The following is a 25,132-nucleotide window of genomic DNA, read 5'->3' on the forward strand; positions in this document are numbered from 1 at the left end:
CTTGCCCCCCACTGCTCGCAAGCTCGCAGCGGGCCCCTGCAAAGGGGCCGGGGACGGGGCCGCGCAGTCAGCTCACTGGGCGAGCAGCAGCACCTTCCCGACGTGCTCGCTGGCGTCGACCACCCGGTGCGCCTCGGCGGCGCGGGACATCGGCAGCCGTCGGTCGACGATGGGCCGGACGACGCCGCGCTCGACGTCGGGCCACACGTCGTGCCGCACCGCCGCGACGATCTCGGCCTTGCCGCCGGGCCCGGTCGCCGGCCGGGCCCGCAGCGTCGTGGCGTGCACCGAGGCCCGCTTGCGCATCAGCTTGCCCAGGTCCAGCTCGGCCCTGGTGCCGCCCTGCATGCCGATGCAGACCAGCCGCCCCCCGGTCGCCAGGACGTCGACGTTGCGGGCCAGGTACTTGGCACCCATGTTGTCGAGGACGACGTCGGCGCCCGCGCCGTCGGTCTCCTCCCGCACCCGCTCGACGAAGTCCTCGGCGCGGTAGTTGATGCCGACCTCGGCGCCGAGCTCGCGGCACACGTCGAGCTTGGCCTGGGTGCCCGCCGTGGTGAGCACCCGCGCGCCGGCGCGGGCGGCCAGCTGGATGGCCATCGTGCCGATGCCGCTGGACCCGCCGTGCACCAGGAAGGTGTCGCCGCGGCGCAGGCCGGCGAGCATGAAGACGTTGGACCACACGGTGCAGACGACCTCGGGCAGGGCCGCCGCGGTGGCCAGCTCCACCCCCGCGGGGCGCGGCAGCAGCTGCCCGGCCGGGACGGCGACCCGCTCGGCGTAGCCACCGCCGGACAGCAGCGCGCACACCTCGTCGCCGACCGACCAGCCGGCCACGCCCTCGCCGACCTCGCTGACCACCCCGCTGCACTCCAGGCCGAGGACGTCGCTGGCGCCGGGCGGCGGCGGGTAGGCGCCGGCCCGCTGCAGCAGGTCGGCCCGGTTCACCGCAGTGGCGACCACGTCGACGAGCACCTCGCCGGGACGCAGCACCGGATCGGGGACCTCACCCCACCCGAGCACCTCGGGGCCACCGGGTCCACTGACGGTCACCGCACGCATCCCCCGACCCTAGAAGGACCCCCTGCCCCCCACCGCTCGCGGGCCCGCGGCGGGCCCTGCAGAGGGCCACCCTCCTCGGCACGCCTCGCAGGCTCGGGGCGGGCGACCGCTGGCATCCCTCGCAGGCTCCGGGAGGTCCTGGCAGGGCCGCCGCCGGCACCCGCAGCGGCCCCCGACACCGCGACGCACCGCCCGGGGTCCCCGGCCGCCTCGGCCAGGTCGGCGAGGACCGCACCCACGGCCCGCCGGGAGACCCGCATGCCGGCGACGTCCCCGGTGTCGGAGAGGACGGCCGGCTCGTCGCCGTCGGTCAGGTGCACCGGCTGGACGATGGACCAGCTCAGGCCGCTGTCGCGGACGATCTGCTCCTGCCGATCGTGGTCGGCGATCTGAGGGCGCAGCAGGAGGGCGAAGACCAGGCGGCTGGACAGCGGCAGGCGGTCGCGGGACTCCCCGACGCCGTAGGACGACTGGACGACCAGGCGCCGGACGCCCCGCTCGGTCATGGCGGCGAGACGGCGGCCGTGCCGCGGGAGCGCACTTCCAGCGGGGTGCCGGAGCTGCCGAGCAGCCGCACGCGCAGCGGGTGCTCGCTGATGCCCACCGTCACCACGACGGCGTCCTGCCCCTGGACGGCGTGGCCGACGTCGGCCGGCACGGTGGTGTCGCCGTCCACCGCCCGGACCCCGGCGCGGCCCCCGAACACCGTGCTCGCCCGGCGGGCGAAGGCGGTCACCTCGTGTCCCCGGCCGGCGAGCGCCTCGGCCGCCGCCCGGCCCGATCCCCCGGTTGCTCCCACGACCAGCACCTTCACGTCCCTGCTCCTCTCGGTGGCGCCGGCCTCGTGGCCGGCACTCCCGATGCCGGCGAGCCGGGACCGCCGGGCCCATGACCGCACGTCCGGGGGCCGTGCCCGTTCGTCCGGACGGCCTGGACGGCGGGTACGGCCGGCGACAGGCTGGGGACGTGACCACCGACGCGGTGCCCGGCCTACCGTGGACGCCGGTGGACCCGGTCGGCGGCGTGCTCGCCGACCTGCGGATCCGGGGCGTCTTCTACTGCCGGGCGGAGGCCACCGCCCCCTGGGGCGTGGAGATGCCCGCCCTCGAGGGCTGCATGAGCTTCCACGTCGTCACCGCGGGCAGGTGCGTGCTGGAGGCCGACGGCGTGCGGTCCGTGCTGCAGCCCGGGGACCTCGCGCTGGTGCCGCACGGCCGCGGCCACCTGCTGCGCAGCGGTCCGGACGCGCCGATCGCCGGCCGGGCGGACCTGCTGCCCCAGCAGTACCTCGCGGAGCACTACTCGGTGCTGCGGCTGGACGGCGGCGGGGTGCCGGCCGGGATGGTGTGCGGCGTCGTCCAGCCCGAACGACCCGGTGCCGCTCACCTGCTGGACCTGCTGCCGCCGGTCCTGCACGTCGACGGTCGCGACGGGGCGCGCGGCGGCTGGCTGCCGGTGCTGCTCGGGGTGATCGCCGACGAGTCCCGGCACGACCGGCCGGGCTCCGAGGCGGTGGTCACCAGGCTCGCCGACGTCGTCGTCATCCAGGCCGTGCGCGCCTGGCTCGACACCGCGGCCACCGGGCCGGGCTGGCTGCGGGCTCTGCGGGACCCGCAGGTGGGGCGGGCGGTGGCCCAGCTGCACCGGGAGCCGGGGACGGCGTGGACGCTGACCCGCCTGGCCCGGGAAGCCCGGATGTCACGCTCCTCGTTCGCCGCCCGCTTCACCGAGCTGGCCGGGGAACCGGCCATGCACTACGTGGCGCGGTGGCGGATGCACCTGGCCACCGTCGCCCTGGCCGAGGGCGCGCGGGTCGGCGAGCTGGCCCGGCAGCTCGGCTACGAGTCCGAGGCCGCCTTCTCCCGGGCCTACAAGCGGGTGGTCGGGGTCCCGCCGGTCGCCGCCACCCGGCGCGACCCCGGACGTGCCGAGGCGCCGGCCGCAACGCGTGCGGCCGGCGCCCGGTGACGTGCTGGAACAGCCACCGTTCAGGGTCCCGCGCCGAGCTCGCAAGGCGTGGGGGGAACGGTGGTCCTCCTCAACCCGCCGCGCGGAGGTCCTTGCGCAGGATCTTGCCGGCCGCGGACTTCGGCACCGCCTCGATGAACTCGACGATGCGGATCTTCTTGTGCGGCGCCACCTTGCCCGCCATGTACTCGATGACCGCGTCCTGGGTGAGCGTGGAGCCGGGGGCCCGGACGACGAAGGCCTTCGGCAGCTCCTCGCCGCTCTCCTCGTCCGGCACGCCGATGACGGCCGCGTCGGCGATCTCCGGGTGGCCGATCAGCACGGCCTCGAGCTCGGCCGGGGCCACCTGGTAGCCCTTGTACTTGATCAGTTCCTTGACGCGGTCGACGACGGTGTAGCAGCCGTTCTCGTCGACGACGGCGACGTCACCGGTGTGCAGCCAGCCGTCGGCGTCGATCGTGTCGGCCGTCGCCGTGGGGTTGTTCAGGTAGCCCTTCATGACGTTCGGGCCGCGGACCCACAGCTCGCCGCGGGTGCCCGGGGCGGCGTCCTCACCGGTGGCCGGGTCGACCAGCCGGCACTCGGAGTTCGGGACGGCGAAGCCGACGGAGCCCTTGGGCACCGAGCCCGGGGCTGCACCCGGCGGCTCCGCGCCGAGGTCGGGGGTGGTGTGCGAGACCGGTGACAGCTCGGTCATGCCGTAGCCCTGGGCCACCGTGACGCCGCTGTCGGCGCCCTTGCGCAGCCGCTTCTCGGCGGCGAGGGCGAGCTGCTCGTCCAGCGGGGCGGCACCCGAGAGGACCGAGGTCAGCGACGACAGGTCGTACTGGTCGACCAGCGGGTGCTTCGCCAGCGCCAGCACGATGGGCGGCGCCACGAACGCCCGGGTGATCTTGTGGTCCTGGATGGTGCGCAGGAAGTCCTCGAGGTCGAAGCGGGGCAGCGTCACGACCGCGCCGCCCCACGCGAGGCCCTGGTTCATCAGCACGGTGAGGCCGTAGATGTGGAAGAACGGCAGGACGGCGATGATTCGCTCGTCCGCGCCGAGCTGGATCAGCGGCCGGCACTGCGCCACGTTGGCCACCAGGTTTCGGTGGGTGAGCATGACTCCCTTGGGCAGGCCCGTGGTGCCGCTGGAGTAGGGGAGCGTGACCAGGTCGTCGGCCGGGTCGAAGTCGACCTGCGCCGACGGTGCATCGGTGCTCAGCAGGTCGACCAGGGAGGCGTGGCCCTCGGCGCCGTCCATGACGACGATCTCGCCGACCGGCGCCTTCTCGACGGCGGCCAGCGCCCGGTCGAGGAACGGCGAGACGGTGATCAGGATCTTCGCGCCCGAGTCGCGCAGCTGGAAGGCGATCTCGTCGGGCGTGTACAGCGAGTTGATCGGTGACATGACGCAGCCGGCGGCGGCGATGCCGTGGAAGACCACCGGGTACCAGGGGGTGTTGGGGCAGAACATCGCGACGACGTCGCCCTTGCGCAGGCCCCGGGCGTGCAGTGCGGCGGCCACCCGGTCGACGTAGGCGGCCAGCTGGCCGTGGGTGATGACGTCGCCCCTGAGGCCGTCGATGAGCGCGGGCGCGTCGGGCTTGTCCCGACCGGCGGCGAGGACGAACTCGGGGACGGAGACGTCGGGGATCTCGACGTCGGGGTAACGGCTGGCCAGCGCCACGGGTTGAACTCCTTCGCACGTCGGTGTGGCGCCAGTCTCACATCCCTGGTGACCCGGGCCAAAGGGGGTTACCGGCTGGTACTCCGGACGTGTGGTCAGCGCGGCCCGCCTGCGGAGGGCCCGCCGCGAGCGGGCGAGGGGTGGGGCAGTGGGGTCCTCCCTCACCGCGGCCACAGCACGGACTGGGTGCAGCGGAACAGGGCGACGGTCTTGCCGGACCCCGCCGCGGTCACCACGGCGTCCCACACCTGCGTCGTCCGGCCGGCGTGCGCGTTGGTGGCCACGGTCATGACCCGGCCCTCCCGCAGCGTGCCGAGGAAGTTGCTCTTCAGCTCGATGGTGGTGAAGCCGCTCGACCCCTCCGGCAGCAGCGCCCGGGTGGCCAGCCCGCAGGCGGTGTCGGCCAGCCCGACGACGGTCGCGGCGTGCAGGTAGCCGTTGGGGGCCAGCAGTTCGGGGCGGACGTCGAGCGCGGCCTCCAGCCGGCCGGGCTCGTGGGCGGTGATCGTCAGCCCGAGCAGGCCCGGCAGGGTGCCCGGCAGCAGCGCGTTGAGCTCGTCGGCGGTGTGGAACCCGGTGGCGGCCATGACGGGGAAGGTAGCCGGGCGGCCGACCCGATGATCAGGTCAGCTGGTCGTCCCTGCTCCTCCCTCAGGACCGGTGGTGAGGGAGGAACCGCGATGACCAGGTCAGCTGATCATCTTCACGCCAGGCCGCGGGTGGTGCGCGCGGGCGGCCGGTCGCCGCGGATGGAGGCCACCATGTCCAGCGTCTGCCGGGTCGCCGCGACGTCGTGCGCGCGGAACACCGTCGCCCCGAGCCAGGCGCTGACCGCCGTCGCCGCCAGGGTGCCGGTCAGCCGCTGGTCCAGCGGGACGTCGAGGGTCTCGCCGACGAAGTCCTTGTTCGACAGCGCCACCAGCACCGGCCAGCCGGTCGCGACCAGCTCGTCCAGCCGCCGGGTGGCCTCCAGCGAGTGCCGGGTGTTCTTGCCGAAGTCGTGCCCCGGGTCGACCAGCACCCGGTCGCGGTCCACGCCCGCGGCGACCGCGGCCTCCGCGAGCGCCGTCGTCCGGGCCACCACGTCGGCCACGACGTCGTCGTAGGCGACCCGGTGCGGGCGGGTGCGCGGCGGCAGCCCGCCGGCGTGCGTGCAGACGATCCCGGCGCCGCACTCGGCCGCCACCGCCGCGAGCTCCGGCTCGACGCCGCCCCACGCGTCGTTGACGACGTCGGCGCCGGCGGCCAGCGCCTCCCGCGCCACCTCCGCCCGCCAGGTGTCGATCGAGATCGGCAGGGTGGGGTGCGCGGCGCGGATCGCGGCGACCAGGTCGACCGTGCGGCGGATCTCCTCGGCGGCGTCGACCTCCTCGCCGGGCGCGGCCTTGACGCCGCCGACGTCCACCATGTCCGCGCCCTCGGCGACCACCCGGTCGACCCGCTCGACGGCGGCGGCGAGCTCGTAGGTGGCGCCGCGGTCGTAGAAGGAGTCCGGGGTGCGGTTGACGATGGCCATCACGACCAGGGCGCCGTCCGGCACGGACAGGGCACCGAGCCGCAGCAACCCCGCTCCCCTCACCGTCGTGCCGTGTGGTGGAGTCAGCAAACCAGACCCGCGGATCAGGAGGAGGAGCTCATGGCGCAGACCACTGTCGAGGGCGTCGAGGGCGTGCTGGCGAAGGTCGGCCAGCACCTCGGGCACAGCGACTGGGTGGAGATCACCCAGGAGCAGGTGGACAAGTTCGCCGAGGCCACCCACGACCACCAGTGGATCCACGTCGACGTGGAGCGGGCGAAGAGGGAGAGCCCCTTCGGTGGCCCCATCGCCCACGGCTACCTGACGTTGTCATTGGTGTCGGCGCTGTCCGGGCAGATCATCGAGGCGACGGGCTTCCGGATGGGCGTCAACTACGGCGCCGACAAGATCCGCTTCATGTCGCCGGTGCCGGTCGGCGCCCGCGTCCGCGCCTCCGCGACCCTCGACGAGGCCAAGCAGTTCGAGGGCGGCGTGCAGATGAACCTGGGCATCACGATGGAGATCGAGAACCAGAGCAAGCCGGCGATGGTCGCCTCGATCCTCTTCCGCCGCTACCTCTGAGGGAGGCCCTCGACGGCGCCTCGGTGATCAGCTGAGCTGGTCGACCACGGTCCTGGCTCACCACCGGTGGTGAGCCAGGACCGGGCACCGTGGTCTCAGCTGGTCACCCGCCGCTGACGGCCCCTGCCGGGACCCACCGCGAGCCTGCGGGTGGTGAGGGCAGAAGGTCCTTCAGTCGGCCAGCGCCTGGTTGACCAGCTGGCGCAGGTGGTTGCGGATCGGCAGCGTGCTCGAGGGGAGCAGCTGGGTGTAGAAGCCGACGGTCACGTCCTCCACCGGGTCGACGTAGAACGCCGTGGACGCCGCCCCGCCCCAGCTGTAGTCGCCGAGGCTGGACAGCACGCCGTAGCGCACCGGGTCGATGACCATCGAGAACCCGAGCCCGAAGCCCACCCCGCGCAGCGGCGTCTCGGCGAACAGCGGCCGGCCGAAGGTCTCCAGGTCCTGGTCGCCGGGCAGGTGGTTGCGGGTCATGTAGCCGATCGTGCGGGTGCTGAGCAGCCGGCCGCCGTCGTAGGAGCCGCCGCGCCGGAGCAGCTCGACGAACCGCAGGTAGTCCCCGGCCGTGGAGACCAGCCCGCCGCCGCCGGAGAGGAAGGCCGGCTTGGCGTGCGCAGCGGCGCCCATCGCGTCGTAGGGGGCGAAGCGGGTCGGCGCACCGCCGGGCTGCCCCGGGACGGCGGCGTAGAGCCGGGCGAGCGAGTCGACGTCGTCCCCCTCGCGCAGCCCGAAGGACGTGTCGGTCATGCCCAGCGGGCGGAAGATGCGCTGCTCGAAGAACTCGTCGAGCGGGAGGCCGGAGACCACCTCGACCAGCCGGCCCAGGACGTCGGTGGAGACGCCGTAGTTCCACTCCGACCCGGGCTGGAAGACCAGCGGGATCACGGCCCACTGCCGGCAGACCTCCGCGGAGTCCGCGCCGGCGGGGGTGCCCCACTCGTGCCCGGCGGCCCGGTACATCGCGTCGACCGGGTGGGCGTGGTGGAAGCCGTAGGTCAGCCCGGAGGTGTGGGTGAGCAGGTGCCGCACCCGGATGGGCTCGACCTGGGGCTGGGTGACCGGCTTCAGTGCCGAGCCGGCCACGTAGACGCGGGTCTCGGCGAACTCGGGCAGCCACTTCGCGATCGGGTCGGAGAGCTCGAAGGCACCCTCCTCGTACAGCATCATCGCCGCGACCGAGGTGATCGGCTTGGTCATCGAGTAGATGCGCCAGCGGGTGTCCCGCTCGACGGGCAGGCCGGCCTCGACGTCGCGGTACCCGGCCGAGCTGACGTGCACCAGGTGACCGTGCCGGGCCACGGTCACCAGGTAGCCGGGCAGCTGGCCGTCGTCCACCCAGCGCGCCAGCCGTCGGTCCAGCCGGGCGAGCCGGGCGGCGTCGAAGCCGACCTCGGCCGGGTCGGTGTCCACCTCGAGTGCCGTCACGGGTCCTCCGTCCCTCGCGCCGCCCGCCGTCGGACGGCGACTGCCCAGGCATCCTGACCCACGCGGTCGTGGGCCCGGCCACAGGGGCAGCCGCCGACCCGACCCGGAGGACGGCCCCCTTGCAGGGTCCCGCCGCGAGCGTGCGAGCGGTGGGGGGCAAGGGGGTCCTTGCTCAGACGGGGACGTTGCTGGCGGCCTTCTTCAGGTTCGAGCCCGCGGTGACCTTGACCGTGTTGGCGGCGGGGATGTCGATCGACTCGCCGGTCTGCGGGTTGCGGCCGGTGCGCGCGGAGCGCTGGGTGCGCTCGACGGTCAGCAGGCCGGAGACGGCGACCTTCTCGCCGCGGGTGATGGCGTCGACGAGCTCGTCCTGGAGCCCGGTGAGCACCGAGTCGACGGTCGAGGTGGGCACGTCGGCCCGCTTGGCGATGGCGGAGACGAGTTCGGCCTTGTTCACGGGGTTCCTTCCGTGTCGATGACAGAGCGTGGCTGACCGCGCCGGACGGCGGGTCGGACCGCAGGCACGGTGCCATGCCGTACCGACAGCCCGCCACCGAGGGGGGTCGAAGGACCCTGTCGCCAGCCCCGTTCCGGGTCCTGCTGGCCTCCCTGCAGGCGGAAGAACCCCCTCCTCCCGACCGCTCGCACGCTCGCGGTGGTGCCCGGGAGGGGGCCGAGCGACGGGGGGGCAGGGAGGTCCTTCCTCTAGCGTGAGGGGGTGCCAGTGATCCCCGGGACCGACCTCACCGTCAGCGACCTCTGCCTGGGCGGCAACGTGTTCGGCTGGACGGCGGACGAGCCGACGTCCTTCGCCGTGCTGGACCGGTTCACCGACGCGACGGTCAGCACCCTGGCCCCGTTCGTCGACACCGCGGAGTCCTACGGCCGAGGCGCGTCGGAGGAGATCCTCGGCAACTGGATGACCGAGCGGGGCCTGCACGACCGGATGGTGGTGGCGACCAAGGCGTCGCGCCTGGAGAAGGAGCACCCGCTGTCGGCGGCGGAGATCCGGACGGCGGTCGAGGGGTCGCTGCGCCGGCTGCAGACCGACCGGATCGACCTCTACTACGCGCACTACGACGACGGGAGCACGCCGCTCGAGGAGACGCTGCGTGCCTTCGACGAGCTCGTGCAGGCGGGCAAGGTCCGGTACGTCGCGGCGTCGAACTACTCGCCGGACCGGCTCACCGAGGCGCTGGAGACCTCCGGGCGGCGTGGGCTGACCCGGTACGTGGCGCTGCAGCCGCACTACAACCTCATGGAGCGGGCGGTCTACGAGGACGGGCTGCGCGACGTCGTGGCCGCCCACGAGCTGGGCGTGCTGCCCTACTACGCGCTGGCCAAGGGCTTCCTGACCGGCAAGTACCGGGCCGGTGAGCAGGTCGACTCGCCGCGGGCGGAGGGCGCCTCGGCCTACGTGGGGGAGCGCGGCGACCGGGTGCTGGCCGCGCTGCGGCAGGTGGCGGAGGCGCACGGGGTGACGGTCGCCGCGGTGGCGCTGCGCTGGCTGGCCGACCGTCCGACCGTCGTCTCGCCGATCGCCAGCGGCCGGTCGGTGGAGCAGCTGGCCGACCTGCTGCCCATGCAGGACCTGGTGCTCACCGAGGAGCAGACGCAGGCGCTGGACACCGCCTCCGCCTGAGAGAGGACGCCGTCCTCCCCACCGTTCGCAGGCTCAGGGCGGGGCCCGGGACGGGGCCGACGAAGGCAGGGGAGGTCCTCTCTCAGGAGCGGGCGACGGCCGTGGCGAGGTCCTCGACGCGCAGCAGGCCCACCACCGCGCCGGAGGCGTCGGTGCACAGCACCGGGTCGAAGCGCTGCGCGGCGGGCCGCGTCACCGCCCGCTGCAGCGTGGCGGCGACGTCGTCCGTGGGGGAGGCCTGGAGCGACACCGGCGCCAGGTACGGCGCCCCGGTCCGCGGGCAGGCCAGCCACAGCGCCACGGGCTCGCCCCGTCCGCCCACCAGCACCGCCGGCGGGACGGCGGACGGCGGCTCGCCGGCGTCGGACTGGCGCACCGGCCGCACGAGGGCGGCCACCCCGCGGGTCACCTGCGCCCGGGCGGCGTGCGTGCGGACCAGGGCGGCGACCTCGGGCGCCAGCGGCGCGAAGCCGGACGCTGGCCGGCCGAGCAGCCAGCCCTGCGCCAGCGGCACGCCGAGCCGGGTCAGCGCGGCCAGCTCCGCGACGGTCTCGACACCCTCGGCCAGCAGCCGGGCGTCGATGCGCCCGGCGAACTCGCCCACCACCTCGGCGAGCGCGGTGCGGACCGGGTCGGTGTCCACGCCGGTCACCAGGGCCCGGTCCAGCGTCACCAGCCGAGGGCGGACGGCGGCCATCTGCTGCAGGCCCGAACCGGCGTCGTCCAGCGCGACGAGGGCCCCGCGGGTGCGCAGCGCGTCGGTCTGCCGGCGCAGCGCGTCGAGGTCGTCGGCGGGCGTGTGCCCGGTGAGCTGGACGACGACGCGGTGCAGGTTCGGCCGGGCGGCGAGGGCCTCCTGGACCGGGGCGCTGCCGAGCAGGTGCGGACTGACGTTGACGGTGAGGAACGTGTCGGCGGGCAGCAGCGGGACGACGGCCAGGGCCTTGGCGATCGCCAGTGCCTCCAGCTCGGCGGCCAGGCCGCAGTCGGAAGCGGCGGCGGACCAGACGCCGGGGCCGGCGGTGCCGGGGAAGCGGGAGAGCGCCTCGTAGCCCACGACGCGCACCGCGGCGAGGTCGACGATCGGCTGGAACACCAGCGTCAGGTCGTCGGGGTCGGCGAGCAGCGGACGGCAGTCGGGCAGGCTGCTCACCGGGGGGCCGTCATGCACCGCCCATCGGCTCCCGCGCCGCCGCGCTCGACCCGGGACCGGCCGCACTCACCCCACCGGGTGGGCGGATGGCGGCGACACGACCGAGGAACGATCCCGTTCCCCGACGGGTCGCCGTGTCAGGATGTGCGGTCGACGTGGCCGGCGCATCCGCCGCCCACAGCGGACGAGGGAGCGCGGGCATGACGTCGGCACCCCCGTCCCTCCGGTCCGACGTGCTCACCGACCCCGGGCGGGTCGCCGCGGCGCGCCGGCTGCTCGCCGAGGCGTCCCCCGGCGTCCACGACCGGCTCGCGCAGCTCGCCGCGCGGCTGACGCAGGCCCCGGCGGCGCTGGTCTGCCTGGTCACCGACGCCGAGGTGCCCGTGGGGTCCTGCGGACTGCCGGCGTCGGTCGTCAGCGGTCCGCTGCCGCTCGAGGGCTCCCCGTGCGCGGTGACCGTCGGGCTGGGCGTCCCCGTCCCCGTCGTCGTCCCGGACGCGGCGCAGGACGAACGGCTGGCCGCGCTCCCCGCGGCGGCCGACGGGTCGCTCGTCGCCTACCTCGGCGTCCCGCTGCGGGCACGGTCCGGGCAGGTCGTCGGGGCGCTCGCGGTGTTCGACGGCGTCCGGCGCGACTGGTCGTCGGACCAGGTCGCCTCCCTCGAGCAGCTGGCCGCCTCGGTGGTCGCCGAGCTCGAGCTGTCCGCAGCCCGGTCGACCGCGGACGCCTCCCTGATGCGCCTGGAGCTGGCCCTGGAGGCCAGCGCCGTGGGCGCCTGGGAGGTCGACCTGCGGGGGCACACCATCGACTGGGACGAGCGCTGCGCGGCGATCTTCGGCTACGACTCCACCGTCCGGCTGGGGATGGACCGGCTGTTCGCCGAGCACGTGCACCCCGACGACCGGGAGCGCGCGCAGGCGGAAATGCAGGCCGCCGTCGACGCGCTGGCCCGGTACACGATCGAGCTGCGCGTGGTCCGCACCGACGGCGCGGTGCGCTGGACGGTCAGCCGCGGCCGGGTCCCCTGCCGGCCCGGACGGCGGGCCGGCGCGGATCGTGGGCACGGTCGTCGACGTCACGGAGGCCCACGAGCAGGCCGACCGGGAGCTCGACGCCGTCCGCCGCGCCGCCGCGATCGCCGAGGTTGCCGCCGAGCTGGCCGGCGCCACGCGGGTCACCCAGCTGGCCGAGATCGCGCTGCGCGCCGCTGCGGTGCTGGGCGCGGAGTCGATCGGGCTGGCGGTGTTCGACCCGCGCGACGACCGGCTGTACCTGCACCTGACCCGCCGCATCGTCGACACCGTGGCCAGCACGGCCGACGTCCAGCTGCCGGCCGGCGGGGTCGAGACGCCGCTGGACGACGAGCTGCCCACCCAGTGGGTCGCCCGGCACGGGGAGCCGCTGCTGTTCCCCGACGCGGCCGCGGCCGAGGCGCGCTTCCCCCGGATGGCCCGGGTCAACGAGGTGCTCGGCAGCCGGGCACTGGCCGCGCTGCCACTGCGGGTCGAGGGGCGGCTGCTGGGCAGCTTCGTCGTCGTCTGGACGACCGAGCGCGCCTTCCCCGACCGCGACGTCGAGCTGCTGGAGGGGCTGACCGCGCAGATCGCGCTGACCGCCTCGCGGCTGCGGGCCGACACCGTGCGCGCCGACGCCGTCGCAGCGATGGCCGAGGCCACCGCCCGGCTGCAGCTGCTCGCCGACACCGGGCGGGTGCTGTCGGGGACCCTGGACGTCAGCCTGCAGGTCGGCCAGCTCGCCGACGTCGTCGTCCCCACCCTGGCCGACTGGTGCTGGCTGGTGGTCACCGACGAGCAGGGGCGGCTGCACGAGGTGGCCTCCGCGCACCGCGACCCCGCGCTGCGCGCCGAGCTGGAGCTGTACGTGCACTCGATGGTCGCGGTGATGACCGACGAGGCCGCCGCGCCGTTGGTGACCCGCACCGGCCGCCCGCTGGTGCTGCCCAGGATGGACCCCGCGCGGGTCGAGCGCTCCATCCCGGAGCCCGCCACCCGTGAGCTGCTGGGCCGGCTGGCACCGGACTCCGGCGTGATCGTGCCGCTGGTGGCCCGCGGTCAGTCCCTCGGCGCGCTGGGGCTGTTCAACGGCGCCGAGCGGGGGCCGCACACACCGGCCGAGGTCGAGACCGCGGTCGAGGTGGGCCGCCGGGCCGGCCTCGCGCTGCACCACGCCCGGCTCTACGGCCAGCAGCGGGAGCTGGCCGGTGCGCTCCAGCACAGCATGCTCACCGCGCCACCGCAGCCGGACCACTGCGAGATCGTCGTCCGGTACGTGCCCGCGGCGGAGGGCGCGGAGATCGGTGGCGACTGGTACGACGCGTTCCTCGAGCCCGGCGGCGCGACCGTGCTGGCCATCGGCGACGTCGTCGGCCACGACACCGGGGCCGCCGCCTCCATGGGGCAGCTGCGCGGCCTGCTGCGCGGGATCAGCTACTCCAGCGGCGCACCGCCGGCGCAGGTGCTCACCCAGCTCGACTGCGCCGTCCACGGGCTGGGGCTGGACACGATGGCCACCGCGCTGGTCGCCCGGCTCGAGCAGGAGCACGCCGACCTGCGCGCCGGCGTCACCAGGCTCCGCTGGTCGAGCGCCGGCCACCCACCACCGGTGCTGCTGCTGCCCGACGGCCGGGTGCAGGTGCTCGACGAGCTGCCCGACCTGCTGCTCGGGGTCGACCCGTCGGCCGCGCGCCGGGACCGCGTCGCCGTCCTCCCCGCGGGCAGCACGGTCCTGCTGTACACCGACGGGCTGGTCGAGCGCCGCGACCGCGACCTCGACGCCGGCACCACGGAGCTGGTGGCCGTGCTGGCCGAGTACGCCGCGCTGCCGCTGGCCGACCTGTGCGACCGGGTGCTCGAGCGGCTCTTCCCGCCCGACGCGGAGGACGACGTCGCGCTGCTCGCCGTCCGGCTGCACTCCCAGGCCCGCCCGCGCCCCCCGGAGGCCGGCCCGCAGCTGCTCCCGCGGGGCATCCCGCCGGCACCGGCGGTGCGCCCCGAGGCCGGCGCCGCGACCTGAGCGAGGCCCCCGACCCCCTGACCGTGGAAGGACCCCGTCCTCCCCACCCCTCGCACACTCGGGGCGGGACCCGGGACGGGCCACGGCGAGCCTCTGGACGGGGCCGGCCCGGGACGGGGCCCTGCCGGGGGACCGGGGTCCTTCCTTCAGCGGCGGTCGCGGCGGCGCCAGCGGGCCGGGCGCCCGGCCCGCTGGCGCCGCAGCCGGCGACGGGCCCGGCCGGGCAGGTCCACGGCGACCGGGGCCTCCCAGCCGCGCCACACCGAGAGCACCCGCAGCGCGGCGACCAGCACGATGACCAGCGCCGCCACCGGGATCGGGTCCAGGCCGACCGGGCCGGCGAGCACGGTGAGCGCGATGGCCCCGAGCAGCGCGGCGACCGCGTTGTACGGGCCGGGCTGCACGATGTCGGCGCGCTGGGCCAGCAGCACGTCCCGGATGACCGCGCCGCCGACCGCGGTGAGCGTGCCGACGAAGACCACGCTGGCGCTGGGCAGGGCGGCCAGCTGCGCCTTCTGCGCGCCGATGACGGTGAAGAAGCCCAGCGTGACGGCGTCGAGGACGACGAGCAGGCCGGTCAGCCGGGACAGCCAGCCGGAGAAGTAGAACGTCACCGCCGCGGTGATGGCCACCGTGGGGAGGTAGGCGGGGTTGGTCAGGGCGACCGGCGGCAGGTCGCCCAGAAGCACGTCGCGGACGAGCCCGCCGCCGAGCCCGCCGCTGACGGCCAGGAGCAGGACGCCGGACACGGCGAACCCCTCGCGGGCGGCGAGCAGGCCGCCGGTCAGCGCGCCGATGACGATCGCGGCGAGGTCGACCGGCGCCGGCACCCGCAGCGTCTCCGCGGCCGCGGCCAGGATCTCCACGGCCGCATCCTCCCGCGCCGTCCGCAGACCCCGGCCGCAGCCTCCCGCACCCCTCCCTCGTCCCGGTGATCACGGGGTCGTTGCACGCACCGAAGGCGTGTCGAGCGGTGGCGGCGACGACAACCTCATGATCAACACCGTGAGGAGGCCGTCACCGCGGGTGACAGGAGGGCCCGGACGTCGCTAGCTTGCGGCTCCACCCGCCGCTCACCTGGAGGCCGCCGTGCCCGTACGCCCGCCGGACGAGAACGAGGTGGCCGCGCTCGCGGCCAGCTACGGCATGAAGCCCACCGCCGAGGAGGTGGCCGCCTACACGCCCATCGTCGCGGCCTTCCTCACCTCCTACGACGCGGTCGAGGAGCTCTACGCCGGGATCGCCCCGCAGGCGCCCGACGACCGGCCGAGCACCCGCCCCGCGGAGGCCGACAACCCGCTCGGTGCCTGGTACGTGACCACCGAGATCCGCGGCGCGGCCGAGGGCCCGCTGGCCGGCCGGACGGTGGCGGTCAAGGACAACGTCGAGGTCGCCGGCGTCCCGATGATGAACGGGTCGCACACCGTCGAGGGCTTCGTCCCGCGGGAGGACGCCACCGTCGTCACCCGTCTGCTGGAGGCCGGCGCGACGATCACCGGCAAGTCCGTCTGCGAGGACCTCTGCTTCTCCGGCGGCAGCCACACCTCCGTCACCGGGCCGGTGCGCAACCCGTGGGACCCGTCGCGGACGACCGGTGGCAGCTCCAGCGGCAGCGCCGCGCTGGTGGCATCAGGGGAGGTCGACCTGGCGGTCGGCGGGGACCAGGGCGGCTCGATCCGCATGCCCGCGGCCTTCTCCGGCATCGTCGGCCACAAGCCCACGCACGGGCTGGTGCCCTACACCGGCGCGTTCCCCATCGAGCTGACCCTCGACCACCTGGGGCCGATGACCCGCACGGTCGCCGACGCGGCAGCCATGCTCGACGTCCTCGCCGGCCGGGACGGCGACGACCCGCGCCAGCCCGCCGACGTGGTGCCCGAGCAGTACGCCGCCGCGCTGGACGGGGACGTCGCGGGCCTGCGGGTCGGGGTCGTCGCCCAGGGCTTCGGCTGGGAGGAGCTCTCCGAGGACGGCGTCGACGACACCGTCCGGGCGGCCGCCGAGCGGCTGCGGGAGCTGGGCATCGAGGTGGTGGACGTCGACCTGCCCTGGCACCGGCACGCGCTGCACGTCTGGAACGTCATCGCCACCGACGGCGCCACGGTGCAGATGGTCGAGGGCAACGGCTACGGCTGGAACTACGAGGGCCGTTACGACCCCGAGCTGATCGCCCACTACGGCCGCCAGCGCCGTGAGGTGGTCGACCGGTGGTCGCCGACGGTGACGGCGGTGGCGCTGACCGGCCGCTGGTCGCTGGAGCGCGAGCAGACCCGGCACTACGCGATGGCGCAGAATCTGGCCACCGAGGTGCGCCGGCAGTACGACGCCGCGCTGGCCGACGTCGACCTGCTGGTGATGCCGACCGTGCCGATGGTGGCCCCGGAGATCCCGGCACCGGACGACCCGGTGGAGACCCGCGTCGCCCGTGCGCTGGAGATGATCGTCAACTGCGCGCCGTTCGACGTCAGCGGCCACCCGGCCACGAGCGTCCCGGCCGGGCTCTCGCAGGGGTTGCCGGTCGGGATGATGCTGGTCGGCCGCCGGTTCGAGGACACCACCCCGCTGAAGGTGGCGCACGCCTTCGAGCAGCTGGTGGGCGGTTTCCCGCGGCCACCGGCCCGCTGACGCCCTCGCGGCCGACCCCGCCGTCTCCTCCGCAGTTGATCATGAGGTTGTCGCCGACCGCAGCGGCGTGTCCAGCCGTGTCGGCGTCGACAACCCCATGATCAACTCGGGGGGGGCTCCCCGGGTCACTGGCCGGGCGGGACCTCCACCGAGGTCGCCGTCCCGCGGCGCAGCTCGGCGTCACCGGTCGCCATGGCCTCCTGGCGGGCGGGCTCCTCGCGCAGGATCGCCGCGCCCTTCCAGTCCTCCGGGATGGCGAAGGCGTCGACCAGCGTGACCAGGTGCGGCCGCAGCTCCTTGAGCACGCCGTTCACCGTGGCGGTGAGCGCCTTGGAGCGGTTCGGGGTGAGCCGCCCGTGCTCGAGGAACCAGGCCCGGTCGGCCTCGATGGTGGTGAGCGCGTACAGGTCGCAGACCCGCTCGAGCAGGGCCTTCGCGCCGGCGTCCGTCGTCCGCTCGATGCCCGCGACGAAGGCCTCCAGCACGATCCGGTCGGTGTGCGCCTGCGCCGTCCGGAGCACGTGGTCCTGGACGTCGTTGAAGACGTCGAAGGGCCGGGCGCCGGGGGTCTCCGCGCCGCGCCGCAGCCGCCGGATCGCGCCCTCGAGCAGGTGCTTCTCGCGGTCCTCGAGCATCTTCAGCTGCCAGCCGCGGTCGAGCAGCGGCACCTCGTCCTCCCGGCCGGGGACGGCGTCGACGAGCCGGGCGATCAGGCCGCGGGCCGCCGTCCGCTCGAGCACGGTCTCGCGGACCATGTCGGCGATGAAGCCCACCTTGCCCCAGCCGTCGAGCGAGCCGAAGGCGTCGCGGTAGCCGGTGAGCAGGCCCTTGGCGACCAGCTGCAGCAGGACGGTGTTGTCGCCCTCGAAGGTGGTGAAGACGTCGGTGTCGGCCTTGAGGTGCGGCAGCCGGTTCTCCTGCAGGTAGCCGGCACCCCCGCAGGCCTCGCGGGCCGTCTGGATGGTCCGCGTGGCGTGCCAGGTCTGGGCGGCCTTGAGCCCGGCGGCCCGGGACTCCAGCTCGCGCTGCGCGCCCTCGTCGAGGTCCTCCGCGCCCTGGACGTCGTGCATCGTGCCGACCAGCTCCTCCTGCGCGAAGGAGTAGGCGTAGGTGGCCGCCAGGGCCGGCAGCAGCTTGCGCTGGTGCACGAGGTAGTCGTTGAGCAGGACCTCGCGGTCGGCGCCGGGCGCGGAGAACTGCCGGCGGGTCTGGCCGTAGCGGACGGCGATGTCCAGGGCGAGCTTGGTGGCCGCCGCTGCGGAGCCGCCGACGCTCACCCGGCCGCGCACCAGGGTGCCCAGCATGGTGAAGAAACGCCGGGTCTCGTTCTCGATCGAGCTGGTGTAGGTGCCGTCCTCGGCGACCTGGCCGTACCGGTCGAGCAGCATGTCCCGCGGCACGGTCACGTGGTCGAAGGACAGCCGGCCGTTGTCGACGCCGAGCAGCCCCGCCTTCGGGCCGTCGTCGCCGATGGTGACGCCGGGCATCGGGGCGCCCTGCTCGTCGCGGATCGGCACCAGCCAGGCGTGCACGCCGTGCCGCTCGCCCTTGGTGACCAGCTGGGCGAAGACGACCGCCATCCGGCCGTCCTTCGCCGCGTTGCCGATGTAGTCCTTGCGCGCGGCCTCGTGCGGCGTGTGCAGGTCGAAGGTCCGCGTCCCGGGGTCGTAGGTGCACGTCGTCCGCAGCTGCTGGACGTCGGAGCCGTGCCCGGTCTCGGTCATGGCGAAGCAGCCGGGCAGGTCGAAGCCCATGATGTCGCGCAGGTACGCGTCGTGGTGCCGCTCGGTGCCGAGCGCCTGGACGGCGCCGCCGAACAGCCCCCACTGGACGCCGGCCTTGACCATCAGCGACAGGTCGGTGAAGGCCAGCATCTCGATCGCGGTGACCGAGCCGCCGGCGTCGCCCTCGCCGCCGTACTCCTTGGGGAACCCAAGGGTGACCCGGCCGGACGCGGCGATCTTCTCCGCCATCCGGGTGACCCGCTCGCGGGCCTCCTGCACGTTCTCGCCGTAGACCGGCAGCAGGTCCGGGTCGTGCAGGTTCTCCCGCGCGTCGTGGCGGACGTGGCCCCAGCGGCCGTCGAGCACCTCGGTGAGCGTCCTCGGGTCCACCGCGTGCGGCAGGCTCGTGGTCATGCGTTGTCCTCCTTGCGGGTCACGACGCCGGAGAGGCCGGCCCAGGTGAGATCGGTCAGGTGGGCGGCGAGCTCCACCCGGGGCATCGGGCGGTCGGCCTGCAGCCACCAGTCGGCAGCCGAGCGGACCAGGCCGACCAGGCCGTGCCCCCAGGGCCGGGCGGCCGCAGGATCCCGACCGGCCTGCTCGAGGACGACCGCCACCAGCGCCGCGGCCTGGTCGCCGACGAGGTGGGACAGGTTCGCGATCGGGTCGCTGTCGGCCGGGTGGCCGACCGGCGGCCCCTGGACGACGAAGCGGTAGAGCTCGAGGTCGGCCTCGAGGAAGGCCAGGTAGGTCTCCACGGCGGCGGTGAGCATCTGCCGCGGGTCGGTGGTGGTGTCCATCGCCTCGCGCAGCCGGTCGGTGAGGTTGGCCGCCACCCGGGCGCAGACGGCGACGTGCAGCTCGCTGCGGTCGGCGAAGTGCCGGTAGACGACGGCCTTGCTGGTGCCGGCCGCGGTGGCGATCTCCTCCATGCCGACGCCGGCGCCGTGCCGGCCCACTGCGGTGATCGTGGCGTCGACCAGCTGCTCCCGGCGGGCGCGGCGGTGCTCGTCCCACCGCGAGTCGCGGCGGTCACGCCTCGACGTCTCCGACTTCACGACACCGACAGTACTTGATACCGTCGGTCTCAGACATCTTGCGGGACGGTGCTCCGCCGTCCCTGCCTCCATCCAGTGATCCGGGAGGTCACCCCGATGGCTCCGCAGACCCGGAGGGCCGCGATCGTCGGCGGCAACCGCATCCCCTTCGCCCGCTCGAACTCCGCGTACGCGCAGGCGTCCAACCAGGACATGCTCACCGCGACGCTGGACGGGCTGGTCGCCCGCTTCGGGCTGCAGGGCGCGCAGGTCGGCGAGGTCGTCGCCGGCGCCGTCCTCAAGCACTCCCGCGACTTCAACCTGACCCGCGAGGCGGTGCTGGGCTCGCGGCTGTCGGCCGCCACCCCGGCCTACGACGTGCAGCAGGCCTGCGGCACCGGGCTCGAGGCCGCGGTCCTGGTCGCCAACAAGATCGCGCTGGGGCAGATCGAGTCCGGCATCGCCGGCGGCGTCGACACCACCTCCGACGCGCCGCTGGCCATCCACGACGAGATGCGCCGCGTTCTGATCACGCTCAGCAGCGCCAGGACCCTCCGGCAGCGGCTCGAGGCCCTCGCCGGCGTGCGACCCGGGATGTTCGTGCCCGAGGCCCCGCGCAACACCGAGCCGCGCACCGGCCTGTCGATGGGCGACCACCAGGCGATCACCGCCAAGGAGTGGGGGGTCAGCCGCGAGGCCCAGGACGAGCTGACCGTCCGGTCGCACCAGAACCTCGCCGCCGCCTACGAGCGCGGCTTCTTCGACGACCTGGTCACCCCCTACCTGGGGCTGACCCGCGACGAGAACCTGCGGCCGGACACCTCGATGGAGAAGCTGGCGAAGCTGAAGCCGGTGTTCGGCACGGGCGACCCCGACGCCACCATGACCGCGGGCAATTCCACGCCGCTGTCCGACGGCGCCTCCGCCGTCCTGCTGGCCTCCGACGCGTGGGCCGCCGAGCGCGGCCTGCCGGTGCTCGCCCACCTCGTCGACGCGCAGACCGCCGCCGTCGACCACGTGCACGGCGGTGAGGGCCTGCTGATGGCCCCGGCGTACGCCGTCCCGGTCCTGCTGGCCCGCAACGGACTGACGCTGCAGGACTTCGACTTCTACGAGATCCACGAGGCGTTCGCCTCGACGGTGCTCGCCACGCTGGAGGCCTGGGAGGACCCGGCGTTCTGCAAGGAGCGGCTGGGCCTGGACGCCCCGCTCGGCGCCATCGACCGCTCGAAGCTCAACGTCAACGGCTCATCACTGGCGGCCGGCCACCCGTTCGCGGCGACCGGCGGGCGCATCGTCGCCTCGCTGGCCAAGCAGCTGCACCAGGAGGGGCCCGGCAGGCGCGGCCTGGTCTCCATCTGCGCAGCTGGCGGCCAGGGTGTCGTCGCCATCCTCGAGTCCTGAAGGAGCCGCATCCCGTGACTGACTGGTACCGCGACCTCGCCAACTCCGGCGTCGGTTCGACCCTCGTCGAGCAGCTAGGCCTGCCCCGACCGGCCGTGCTGCGCCGCTACGAGCCGGGCGCACCGCTGCTGACCGGCCCGGCCGTGGTCGGCACCGCCGGCGGGGGCGGGTTGCACGAGATCCTGACCCGCGTGCTCGAGGACGCCGGCGTCCCCGTGCGGTCGTCTGCGGCCACCGACGGCGAGCGGCTGGGCGCCGTGCTGCTCGACGCCACCGGCGGAACCGGCCCCGCCGACCTCGCCGCGGCGCACGAGGTGCTGGCGCCGGCGGTCAAGCGGCTCGGCCCCTCCGGCCGGGTGCTCGTGCTGGCCCACCCGCCGTCGGACGCCGACTCCCCGGCGCAGGCCGCCGCCCGGCAGGCGCTGGAGGGGCTGGTCCGCTCGCTCGCCAAGGAGCTGCGCAACGGCGCGACGGCGAACCTCCTGTTCGTGCCGGTCGGTGCGGAGGCCTCGGTGCCCGGCCCGGTCCGCTTCTTCCTCTCCGGCCGGTCGGCCTACGTCGACGGCCAGGTGGTCACCCTGACGGCCGCCGACGTACCGGCGGGCGAGGACGCGGAGCGCCCGCTGGCCGGGAAGGTCGCCGTCGTCACCGGTGCGGCCCGCGGCATCGGCGCGGCGATCGCTCGCGTGGTGGCTCGCGACGGCGCGCACGTGGTCGCCGTCGACGTCCCCGCCGCCGGCCAGTCGCTGGCCGAGGTGGCCAACGAGATCGGCGGGACGGCGTTCCAGCTCGACATCACCGCGCCCGACGCCGCGCAGCGGCTGATCGCGCACCTGCGGGAGCGGCACGGCGGGGTGGACGTCGTCGTCCACAACGCCGGCATCACCCGCGACAAGTTGCTGGTGAACATGGACGCCGCCCGCTGGAACTCGGTCATGGCGGTCAACCTGCAGGCCCAGCTCGACGTCACCCAGGCGCTGCTGGACGCCCATGGCGTGCTGCGCCCCGGCGCGCGCGTGGTCTGCGTGAGCTCGCAGTCGGGCATCGCCGGCAACCGCGGGCAGACCAACTACGCGGCGTCCAAGGCCGGCATCATCGGCATGGTGCGGGCATGGGCGCCGGCGTTCGCCGAGCGCGGCGCGACGATCAACGCGGTCGCGCCGGGGTTCATCGTCACCGAGATGACGGCGAAGATGCCCTTCGGCACCCGCGAGATCGGCTCCCGGATCAACTCGCTGCAGCAGGGCGGCCTGCCGGTCGACGTCGCCGAGACGATCGCCTGGCTGTCCCAGCCCAGCGCCGCCGGGGTGAACGGCCAGGTGGTGCGGGTGTGCGGCCAGTCGTTCCTGGGGGCGTGATGGCCCGCACCGTGCTGGAGGCCGCGCCGTCGATGCCGGCGCTGTTCGCCCGGGCCGTGGCCACCGCGCGCGGCCGCGGCGGCGACCTGCCCGACACCCGGCTGGCCCGCACCGGCGTCCGCGTGGAGGCCGCCGACCTGGCCGCCTACGACCGGGTCTGCGGTTTCCCGCTGGCCGACACGCTGCCGCCCACCCACCCGCACGTGCTCACGTTCCCGCTGCAGCTGGCGCTGATGAGCGACCGGTCGTTCCCGCTGGCGCTGCCGGGCCTGGTGCACGTGCGCAACCGGGTCGAGGTGCTGCGGCCGGTGCAGGCCGACGAGGCGCTCGACCTGGAGGTGTGGGCCGAGCGGTTCGCCCGGCACCCACGCGGGGCGACGGTGGACCTGTGCGCGTCGGTCTCCGCCGGCGGCGCCGAGGTGTGGCGCTCGCGGTCGACGTACCTGGCCCGCGGCGCCAGAGCCCCCGAAGGCGCGCCGGGGTCCGACCTCGACCTGGCGGTCGGCGACCTGGCGCGTCCCGTCGCCACCTGGCGGGTGCCGGACGACGCCGGGCGCCGCTACGCGCGGGTCTCCGGCGACGTGAACCCGATCCACCTCTCCGGGCTGACCGCCAAGGCGTTCGGCTTCAAGCGGGCCATCGCGCACGGCATGTGGGTCAAGGCCCGCGCGCTCGCGACGCTGACCGGACGGCTGCCCGACGCGATGACGGTGGACGTGGTGTTCCGGAAGCCGCTGCTCCTGCCCTCGACGGTCACGCTCTCGACCGCCGCGGTCGGCGGCGGCTGGGACCTCGCCGTCCGCAACGCGAGGAGCGGCGCCGAGCACCTGCTGGGGACCGTCCGCCCGCGCTGACCTCGCGCCGTCACCGGCGCGTGGCTGCCCGACACGCCGTCAGGGGCAGCTCTCCGCCGCTGAGCGACTGGAAGGGCGTGGCACCCGTCCGGTGAGGTGGGTCCGTGGAGCACACGGACCCGACCGAACACCCCCGGCCGCTGCTGCGCCGTCCCTGGACCTCGCTCGACGGCGAGTGGGAGTTCGCCGCCGACCCCGACCTCGTCGGCACCGTCGGCGGCATCGCGTTCGACCGCACGATCCGGGTGCCCTACGCCCCGGAGACACCGGCGAGCGGCGTGACCTGGCCCGGCCGGCTCAACCGCGCGTGGTACCGCCGCCGGCTGCCCGGCCGCGCCGGCGACCGGCGCACCGTCCTCCACTTCGGTGCCGTCGACCGCATCTGCGACGTGTGGGTCGGTGGCGCGCACGTCACCTCCCACGAGGGCGGCTACACACCGTTCAGCGTCGACGTCACCGACTTCCTCGGGGACGACGGCGCAGACCTCGTGGTCCGGGCCGACGACGACCCCCTGGACCTCGAGGCGCCGCGCGGCAAGCAGGACTGGCGGGACGAGCCGCACGAGATCTGGTACCCCCGCACCACCGGCATCTGGCGCACGGTCTGGCTGGAGCAGGTGGGGTCGCGGCGCATCGCCGACGTCCAGTGGCGCGCCCACCCGCGGACGATGCAGCTCGACGTCCGCGTGGAGCTCGCCGCCCCCCTGGCCGGTGCCCGGCTGCACCTGCGGCTGCGCGCCGGCGACCGGCTGCTGGTCGACGACTCGGTGCGCGTGGACGGCCGGGTCGTCGAGCGCACCGTGCAGGTGGGGGACGGCGGCATCGACGACCGCAGCCGGCTGCTGTGGCGACCCGGGCCGGACCCGGTGCTGCTCGACGCCGAGCTGACGCTGGTCGCCGACGACGGCGAGCTGCTCGACGAGGTCGAGAGCTACACCGCGCTGCGCTCGGTCGAGGTCGGCGACGGGCGGCTGCTGGTCAACGGCCGTCCGGCGCCGCTGCGGCTGGTGCTCGACCAGGGCTACTGGCCCGACACCGGTGCCACCCCGCCCGACGTCGCGGCGCTGCGGCGGGACCTGGAGCTCACCCGGGCGCTGGGTTTCACCGGGGCCCGCAAGCACCAGAAGACCGAGGACCCGCGCTACCTCGCCCTCGCCGACCGGATGGGCCTGGTGGTGTGGGCGGAGATGCCGTCGGCGTACCGGCCCGGCCCGACGGCGAGCGCCCGGCTGCTGCGCGAGTGGGCCGACGTGGTGGTCGCCCACCGCGGGTTCCCGAGCGTGGTGGCGTGGGTGCCGCTCAACGAGTCGTGGGGTGTGCAGGAAGCCGAGGTCGACGAGCGGCAGCGCGGGCTGATCCGGGCGATGGCGGCGACGGCGGACGCGCTCGACGGCACCCGCCCGGTCTCGGCCAACGACGGCTGGGAGACCCTCGGCGGCGACATCCTGGGCGTCCACGACTACGAGCAGGACCCCGCGGTGCTCGGCGAGCGCTACGCCACGGCCGAGGACCTCGAGCGGCTGGCCACCGGACGCCGTCCCGACGGGTACCTGGCCGACCTGGAGCGGGCCGGCGTCGCGGGCCGGGCCGTCGTCCTCTCGGAGTTCGGCGGCGTGGCGCTGCGCTCCCCGGAGGACGAGGGCTGGGGCTACGCCGACGCCACCTCGCCGGAGGACCTGCTGGCCCGCTACCGCGCCCAGTGGGCCGCGGTGCACGGCAGCACCGCGCTCGCCGGCGCCTGCTGGACGCAGCTGACCGACACGTACCAGGAGGTCAACGGGCTGCTGGGCATGGACCGGGTGCCCAAGGTCGACATCGAGGCGCTGCGCCGGGCCACCCTCGGTGAGCCGGAGGCACCGCCCGCGCCGCCCGCGCCGCCCGCCCCGCCCATCCAGCCGACCCGCCTCTCTCCGAGCTGATCATGGGGTTGTTGCTCGGCGACACGCTGCGGACGGCGCGTCCTCCGGCAACGAGCCCATGATCAACGGCGGAGGACGAGGACTGAGCAGGCCAGGTCACGCCTGCGTGCGGTGTCGTTCCGTCTCGGTCACGGGTAGGCAACGATCACCGTCCCGAC

At 74.9% G+C, this 25,132-nt stretch carries 21 protein-coding genes and 1 pseudogene; 10 read left to right on the top strand and 12 right to left on the bottom strand.

Going from position 1 to position 25,132, the window contains the following annotated elements; translation table 11 throughout:
- Positions 1–72: 72 nt before the first annotated feature.
- Genes GOBS_RS01430 through GOBS_RS29130 form a run of 3 tightly spaced genes read right to left on the bottom strand, consistent with a single transcriptional unit; the run spans position 73 to position 1,876 of the window.
- Positions 73–1,062, bottom strand: a complete 990-nt coding sequence (locus GOBS_RS01430; RefSeq protein WP_012946534.1) for an NAD(P)H-quinone oxidoreductase — start codon at positions 1,060–1,062, stop codon at positions 73–75.
- Positions 1,050–1,568: an SDR family oxidoreductase gene (locus tag GOBS_RS29125; RefSeq protein WP_208104361.1), complete on the bottom strand. Its 519-nt coding sequence runs from the start codon at positions 1,566–1,568 to the stop codon at positions 1,050–1,052. The genes GOBS_RS01430 and GOBS_RS29125 overlap by 13 nt, the downstream gene beginning before the upstream one ends.
- Positions 1,565–1,876: an NAD(P)H-binding protein gene (locus GOBS_RS29130; RefSeq protein WP_208104362.1), complete on the bottom strand. Its 312-nt coding sequence runs from the start codon at positions 1,874–1,876 to the stop codon at positions 1,565–1,567. The genes GOBS_RS29125 and GOBS_RS29130 overlap by 4 nt, the downstream gene beginning before the upstream one ends.
- A 152-nt stretch (positions 1,877–2,028) precedes the next feature.
- Between GOBS_RS29130 and GOBS_RS01440 the strand changes: the two genes are divergently transcribed.
- Complete coding sequence (locus GOBS_RS01440) at positions 2,029–3,030, top strand: AraC family transcriptional regulator (RefSeq protein WP_208104363.1); 1,002 nt, start codon at positions 2,029–2,031, stop codon at positions 3,028–3,030.
- A gap of 70 nt (positions 3,031–3,100) precedes the next feature.
- On the opposite strand, the gene GOBS_RS01445 is transcribed toward GOBS_RS01440, so the two are convergent.
- The 3 genes from GOBS_RS01445 to folP form a co-directional block, all read right to left on the bottom strand.
- Complete coding sequence (locus GOBS_RS01445; protein ID WP_012946536.1) at positions 3,101–4,702, bottom strand: 4-coumarate--CoA ligase family protein; 1,602 nt, start codon at positions 4,700–4,702, stop codon at positions 3,101–3,103.
- A gap of 161 nt (positions 4,703–4,863) precedes the next feature.
- Positions 4,864–5,289, bottom strand: coding sequence for a PaaI family thioesterase (locus GOBS_RS01450; protein WP_012946537.1), 426 nt, complete (start codon positions 5,287–5,289; stop codon positions 4,864–4,866).
- A gap of 116 nt (positions 5,290–5,405) precedes the next feature.
- The gene (gene folP, locus GOBS_RS01455) at positions 5,406–6,281 is read right to left on the bottom strand and encodes a dihydropteroate synthase (protein ID WP_012946538.1); all 876 of its coding nucleotides are present in this window, start codon (positions 6,279–6,281) and stop codon (positions 5,406–5,408) included.
- Positions 6,282–6,338: 57 nt separating this feature from the next.
- Between folP and GOBS_RS01460 the strand changes: the two genes are divergently transcribed.
- Positions 6,339–6,800, top strand: a complete 462-nt coding sequence (locus GOBS_RS01460) for a MaoC family dehydratase (RefSeq protein ID WP_012946539.1) — start codon at positions 6,339–6,341, stop codon at positions 6,798–6,800.
- A 171-nt stretch (positions 6,801–6,971) separates the two neighbouring features.
- On the opposite strand, the gene GOBS_RS01465 is transcribed toward GOBS_RS01460, so the two are convergent.
- Positions 6,972–8,225 carry a serine hydrolase domain-containing protein gene (locus GOBS_RS01465; RefSeq protein ID WP_012946540.1) on the bottom strand — a complete coding sequence of 418 codons (1,254 nt, stop codon included), beginning with the start codon at positions 8,223–8,225 and terminating at the stop codon, positions 6,972–6,974.
- A gap of 172 nt (positions 8,226–8,397) precedes the next feature.
- Positions 8,398–8,682, bottom strand: coding sequence for an HU family DNA-binding protein (locus GOBS_RS01470; protein ID WP_012946541.1), 285 nt, complete (start codon positions 8,680–8,682; stop codon positions 8,398–8,400).
- A gap of 261 nt (positions 8,683–8,943) precedes the next feature.
- Between GOBS_RS01470 and GOBS_RS01475 the strand changes: the two genes are divergently transcribed.
- The gene (locus GOBS_RS01475) at positions 8,944–9,867 is read left to right on the top strand and encodes an aldo/keto reductase (protein ID WP_041241269.1); all 924 of its coding nucleotides are present in this window, start codon (positions 8,944–8,946) and stop codon (positions 9,865–9,867) included.
- A gap of 82 nt (positions 9,868–9,949) precedes the next feature.
- Here the strand turns inward: GOBS_RS01475 and GOBS_RS01480 are convergent, their stop codons facing one another.
- Positions 9,950–11,020 (bottom strand): EAL domain-containing protein, encoded by a 1,071-nt coding sequence (locus GOBS_RS01480; protein ID WP_166487242.1) that lies wholly within the window; start codon positions 11,018–11,020, stop codon positions 9,950–9,952.
- A 200-nt stretch (positions 11,021–11,220) separates the two neighbouring features.
- On the opposite strand from GOBS_RS01480, the pseudogene GOBS_RS28405 reads away from it, so the two are divergent.
- A pseudogene (locus GOBS_RS28405) lies at positions 11,221–11,982 on the top strand (GAF domain-containing protein); the annotation flags it as partial.
- A gap of 94 nt (positions 11,983–12,076) precedes the next feature.
- Positions 12,077–14,053, top strand: coding sequence for a GAF domain-containing SpoIIE family protein phosphatase (locus GOBS_RS25035; RefSeq protein WP_243697616.1), 1,977 nt, complete (start codon positions 12,077–12,079; stop codon positions 14,051–14,053).
- Between the two features lie 146 nt (positions 14,054–14,199).
- On the opposite strand, the gene GOBS_RS01495 is transcribed toward GOBS_RS25035, so the two are convergent.
- The gene (locus GOBS_RS01495; RefSeq protein WP_012946544.1) at positions 14,200–14,919 is read right to left on the bottom strand and encodes a trimeric intracellular cation channel family protein; all 720 of its coding nucleotides are present in this window, start codon (positions 14,917–14,919) and stop codon (positions 14,200–14,202) included.
- A gap of 223 nt (positions 14,920–15,142) precedes the next feature.
- Here GOBS_RS01495 and GOBS_RS01500 point away from each other — a divergent pair, with 223 nt between their 5' ends.
- On the top strand, positions 15,143–16,678 hold the full coding sequence (locus tag GOBS_RS01500) for an amidase (protein ID WP_012946545.1): 1,536 nt from the start codon (positions 15,143–15,145) through the stop codon (positions 16,676–16,678).
- Positions 16,679–16,803: 125 nt separating this feature from the next.
- On the opposite strand, the gene GOBS_RS01505 is transcribed toward GOBS_RS01500, so the two are convergent.
- Both GOBS_RS01505 and GOBS_RS01510 read right to left on the bottom strand, forming a co-directional pair.
- Positions 16,804–18,816, bottom strand: a complete 2,013-nt coding sequence (locus tag GOBS_RS01505; RefSeq protein ID WP_012946546.1) for an acyl-CoA dehydrogenase family protein — start codon at positions 18,814–18,816, stop codon at positions 16,804–16,806.
- The gene (locus tag GOBS_RS01510; protein WP_012946547.1) at positions 18,813–19,460 is read right to left on the bottom strand and encodes a TetR family transcriptional regulator; all 648 of its coding nucleotides are present in this window, start codon (positions 19,458–19,460) and stop codon (positions 18,813–18,815) included. The genes GOBS_RS01505 and GOBS_RS01510 overlap by 4 nt, the downstream gene beginning before the upstream one ends.
- A 96-nt stretch (positions 19,461–19,556) precedes the next feature.
- Here GOBS_RS01510 and GOBS_RS01515 point away from each other — a divergent pair, with 96 nt between their 5' ends.
- The 4 genes from GOBS_RS01515 (at position 19,557) to GOBS_RS01530 (ending at position 24,974) form a co-directional block, all read left to right on the top strand.
- Complete coding sequence (locus GOBS_RS01515; protein ID WP_012946548.1) at positions 19,557–20,843, top strand: acetyl-CoA C-acetyltransferase; 1,287 nt, start codon at positions 19,557–19,559, stop codon at positions 20,841–20,843.
- Between the two features lie 14 nt (positions 20,844–20,857).
- The gene (locus GOBS_RS01520; RefSeq protein ID WP_012946549.1) at positions 20,858–22,201 is read left to right on the top strand and encodes a 3-oxoacyl-ACP reductase; all 1,344 of its coding nucleotides are present in this window, start codon (positions 20,858–20,860) and stop codon (positions 22,199–22,201) included.
- Positions 22,201–23,055, top strand: a complete 855-nt coding sequence (locus GOBS_RS01525) for a MaoC family dehydratase (RefSeq protein ID WP_012946550.1) — start codon at positions 22,201–22,203, stop codon at positions 23,053–23,055. Before GOBS_RS01520 ends, GOBS_RS01525 begins: the two co-directional genes overlap by 1 nt.
- Before the next feature lie 104 nt (positions 23,056–23,159).
- Positions 23,160–24,974: a glycoside hydrolase family 2 protein gene (locus tag GOBS_RS01530; RefSeq protein WP_012946551.1), complete on the top strand. Its 1,815-nt coding sequence runs from the start codon at positions 23,160–23,162 to the stop codon at positions 24,972–24,974.
- The last annotated feature ends 158 nt before the right edge of the window (positions 24,975–25,132 follow it).

The sequence above is a fragment of the Geodermatophilus obscurus DSM 43160 genome (genome assembly GCF_000025345.1).
Classification (GTDB): Bacteria; Actinomycetota; Actinomycetes; order Mycobacteriales; family Geodermatophilaceae; genus Geodermatophilus; species Geodermatophilus obscurus.